This window comes from Idiomarina sp. ST20R2A10 (assembly GCF_051842345.1).
In the GTDB taxonomy this organism is placed as follows: domain Bacteria; phylum Pseudomonadota; class Gammaproteobacteria; order Enterobacterales; family Alteromonadaceae; genus Idiomarina; species Idiomarina loihiensis.
Genome location: NZ_JBNIEY010000018.1, coordinates 1 through 3,779, shown reverse-complemented (window position 1 = coordinate 3,779; position 3,779 = coordinate 1). Strand labels below are relative to the sequence as shown.

Genomic DNA, 3,779 nt, shown 5'->3' with positions numbered 1-3,779 from the left:
CCGGCATTAGCCAGTTACTTTTTCAGTCGGGGTATTAAGCCTCGTGAAAATAAACTGCTTAAACCACTAGATAATGGTTATAAAAGACTATTATCGGTGGCGTTACGCAGTAAAAAGGCTGTTATTACCCTGGCCGGTGTGCTGTTTGTCGGCGCTTTGGTGTTAGTGCCTCGTCTCGGCACAGAATTTGCGCCCGAATTGGAAGAAGGCACGATTAATATTCGCGTGACATTAGCCCCCTCCTCTAACCTTGAAACGGCCTTAGAGGTGGCTCCGAAGCTTGAAAAAATCCTGATGTCGTTCCCGGAAACCACCTACGCACTCAGCCGCATTGGACGAGCCGAAGTGGGCGGCGATCCAGAGCCTATCAGCAACATCGAGATATATGTGGGCCTTAAGCCGCAATCCGAATGGACAACGGCATCCGATCGCTACGCCTTACAAGAAAAAATGGAGGCAAAACTAGATGCTCACCCAGGCTTGTTGTTTAATTTTTCACAACCTATTGCAACACGGGTTGATGAACTGCTCTCAGGTGTAAAATCGCAGCTAGCCATCAAACTATTTGGACCCGAGCTTGACGTGTTGGCCCGTAAAGGCCAGGAAATAGAAGGTGCCGTCAAGCAAGTTGACGGGGCGGTTGCTGTAGCGATGGAGCAAATAAAAGGTGAAGCACAACTCGTGGTTTCGCCGAAACGCCAGCAACTCTCACGCTACGGCTTAAATGTCACCGATGTACTGAGCGTTGTCGACAATGGCTTGGGTGGCGCTTCGGCAGGCCAGATCATTCGCGGTAATGAGCGCTATGATATTTACGTGCGGCTGGCCAAGCAATTCCGCGATACGCCGGAGTCTATTCGTTCGTTACGCCTGTTAACTCCCTCAGGGGCCTGGGTAACCTTAGGCGAAGTCGCCCACGTCGCAATTGAATCAGGACCACCGCAAATCCGTCGTGATGACGTACAGCGTCGCGTTGTGATTCAATCGAACGTTCAGGGTCGTGACATGGGTAGCGTGGTTGCCGATATTAGGAAGGCGATTGACGAGAAGGTGGATTTACCAACCGGTTACTCAGTCGACATTGGTGGCCAGTTCGAAAGTCAACAACGAGCACAGGAGCGCTTGTCCATTGTCGTTCCCATATCGCTGGCACTCATCGCCCTGCTGCTTTATTTTGCTTTCGGCACCATGGGTCAAGCCATGTTGATTTTGGTGAATGTACCATTGGCAGTCATCGGCGGTATTGTGGCACTCTATGTGTCAGGACAGTACTTATCGGTGCCCAGCGCCGTGGGTTTCATCACACTGTTTGGTGTGGCGGTACTAAACGGTGTGGTTCTGGTCGAGAGTATTAACCAGAGAATAACCGATGGGCATGCGGTTAATGATGCCGTGTTTGATGGCGCGTGGTCGCGACTACGCCCGGTATTAATGACAGCAATAACCTCAGCGTTAGGACTCATTCCCATGCTGTTTGCAACCGGTGCAGGGGCTGAAATTCAACGCCCACTGGCTACCGTCATTGTTGGTGGTTTGGTATCAGCTACTCTGCTGACATTGGTTATCTTACCCGTGCTCTATCCTTGGTTTTCGAAACAAAAAATTAAGGATCTGAGCCGTTAGGGTTCAATAGCATTTAAGGGGGCGGTTATTGTCGCCCCCTTTTATTAAAAGAGGAACGTATTATGGGACATCACCATAACCATGATCACTCAAAGGACATGCCGTCCAACCGATTAGGTTGGGCATTCCTGCTTAACTTTGTTTTTACCATTATTGAGTTCATTGGTGGTTTTCTTACCAACAGTACCGCCATTTTAGCTGATGCCGTTCATGATCTTGGCGATAGCCTGTCGTTAGGTCTCGCGTGGATACTAAATAAACTTGGCAAAAAACAGGCTAACCAACACTTTACCTACGGTTATAAAAGACTGAATCTTGCCGGTGCATTTATTAATGCCGTTGTGTTAATCGCAGGCTCTGCCTGGGTACTTGTGGAAGCAATTCCCAGACTCTGGAACCCTCAGATGCCCGTCGCTGATGGCATGATTGCTTTAGCCGTCGTTGGCATTACAGTTAATGGATTTGCTGCTTACAAATTGTCAGAGGGCAAAACGTTAAACGAACGCGTTATTAACTGGCACTTGCTGGAGGATGTTCTCGGCTGGGTCGCTGTACTTATCGTTGGTATTGTTTTGCTGTTTGTGGATTGGCCAATTCTCGATCCGCTACTGTCGATTGGTTTTACTCTATTTATTTTAGTGAATGTGCTGCGCAACCTGTGGGCAACGCTGAAACTCTTCATACAAGCAACTCCGGACAAAGAAACCTACAGACAAGTCGCTGACACTTTGCTGGAGCTACCTCATGTTGCTGACCTACACCATCTGCATTTTTGGTCACTAGATGGCGAGGAGCATGTATTAACCGTTCATTTGGTGTTATCTAAAAACCTTGATATCGAGGCCCGTAGCGATTTAAAACAGCGCATCGATGACGTCCTTGCGCCCTATGCTTTAAGCCATACAACGGTAGAACTAGAAGATCCTGATGAAGCCTGTAGGGACAACTGATAATGAGTGCATTATTTTTAATGAAAACATTGGGCTTATTTATTGCCACCGCAATTGCTGAAATTGTCGGATGCTATTTACCCTACCTATGGCTCAAAGAGGGCCATTCGGTTTGGTTGCTCATTCCGGCGGCAGTGAGCTTAGCCTTATTTGCTTACTTGTTAACACTTCATCCGGCGGAAAGCGGGCGGGTCTACGCAGCTTATGGTGGTATTTACGTGTTAACTGCCATAGTCTGGCTGCGAATTGTCGATAAATCGCCACTATCCAATTTCGACCTGATTGGCACGGCGTTTGTGCTAACCGGTATGGGGATTCTTGTGTATGGCTGGCGTTAGCTATAAAGCAATTCAGTTAAAGAACTCCGCTCAAAAGTTTTACTACACAGACTAACGCACCTTATGTTTGTCCGTGGTAGCGTCCTCAACCCCGTCATTAAGCGAGGCCATCAGTGGACAATAGACATCTCCGTGTCCGGCGCTGCATTTTTGCACCAGCTCATTCAACGCTCGTTCAATTTGCTGTAAGTGCGATATCTTTCGACGAACACTGGTGAGCTTTTGCTCCCCAAGCTCCCGTGCCTCATCGCAATGAGCGCCATCTTGCAGAGTTAATAGCTCACCAATTTCATCCAGACTAAATCCAAGCCATTGAGACGCGCGAATAAAATGAAGCCGAGCAAGCGCTTGTTCGTCGTAATGTCGGATCCCCCCATACGGCTTTTCCGGCTCGCTCATTAGCCCTCGGCGCTGATAATAGCGCACCGTTTCCACGCCCACGCCGGCTGTTTTGGCCAGCGTGCCAATTGTCATTACGTTGCGTTTTTTTAACATAGCTATTGCTTCCGTAGTGAGGTACGGGTTTAAGATTAACACATTAAAGCAAAATGCCCGAAGGAGTTACTCTTATGTCAAATTCAAAATCTGGTCGGGGCTCTCTTCTCGCGGGAGGGATCGCAGCGACTCTGGCATCTGCGTGTTGTCTGGGTCCCCTCATATTACTTGCACTCGGTGTATCCGGGGCCTGGATTGGGAGCCTCACAGCACTTGAGTCTTATCGACCCATTTTTATTACCATTGCATTGATTGCCATATTCTTTGCCTGGCGTCGAATATACCGGCGTGCTGATGACTGCAACCCTGATAACACCTGCGCAACGCCAAATGCTCGTAAGAGCTACAAAGTGATGTTTTGGCTCGTTGCGGT

The 3,779-nt window shown here is 48.6% G+C and carries 5 protein-coding genes; 4 read left to right on the top strand and 1 reads right to left on the bottom strand.

From position 1 onward, the window contains the following. The 3 genes from ACP7H9_RS14090 to ACP7H9_RS14080 all read left to right on the top strand — a co-directional run. On the top strand, positions 1-1,623 hold a 1,623-nt coding region (locus tag ACP7H9_RS14090; RefSeq protein WP_439222919.1), incomplete at its 5' end, for an efflux RND transporter permease subunit. A gap of 62 nt (positions 1,624-1,685) precedes the next feature. Continuing rightward, positions 1,686-2,573, top strand: a complete 888-nt coding sequence (locus tag ACP7H9_RS14085; protein ID WP_011234878.1) for a cation diffusion facilitator family transporter — start codon at positions 1,686-1,688, stop codon at positions 2,571-2,573. A 2-nt stretch (positions 2,574-2,575) separates the two neighbouring features. Then, entirely contained in the window at positions 2,576-2,911 is a 336-nt protein-coding gene (locus ACP7H9_RS14080; RefSeq protein ID WP_011234879.1) for a YnfA family protein, read from the top strand. A 51-nt stretch (positions 2,912-2,962) separates the two neighbouring features. On the opposite strand, the gene merR is transcribed toward ACP7H9_RS14080, so the two are convergent. Next, complete coding sequence (gene merR, locus ACP7H9_RS14075; protein WP_011234880.1) at positions 2,963-3,406, bottom strand: Hg(II)-responsive transcriptional regulator; 444 nt, start codon at positions 3,404-3,406, stop codon at positions 2,963-2,965. A gap of 74 nt (positions 3,407-3,480) precedes the next feature. On the opposite strand from merR, the gene merT reads away from it, so the two are divergent. Continuing rightward, positions 3,481-3,779 (top strand): mercuric ion transporter MerT (merT, locus tag ACP7H9_RS14070; RefSeq protein ID WP_439222918.1); only part of this gene is annotated, 299 nt, incomplete at its 3' end.

What these genes read in the sequence shown, in the direction of transcription:
- ACP7H9_RS14080 (WP_011234879.1), top strand. Translation starts at nt 2,576, where the DNA reads ATGAGTGCATTATTTTTAATGAAAACATTGGGCTTATTTATTGCCACC.
- merR (WP_011234880.1), bottom strand. Translation starts at nt 3,406, where the DNA reads ATGTTAAAAAAACGCAACGTAATGACAATTGGCACGCTGGCCAAAACA.
- ACP7H9_RS14085 (WP_011234878.1), top strand. Translation starts at nt 1,686, where the DNA reads ATGGGACATCACCATAACCATGATCACTCAAAGGACATGCCGTCCAAC.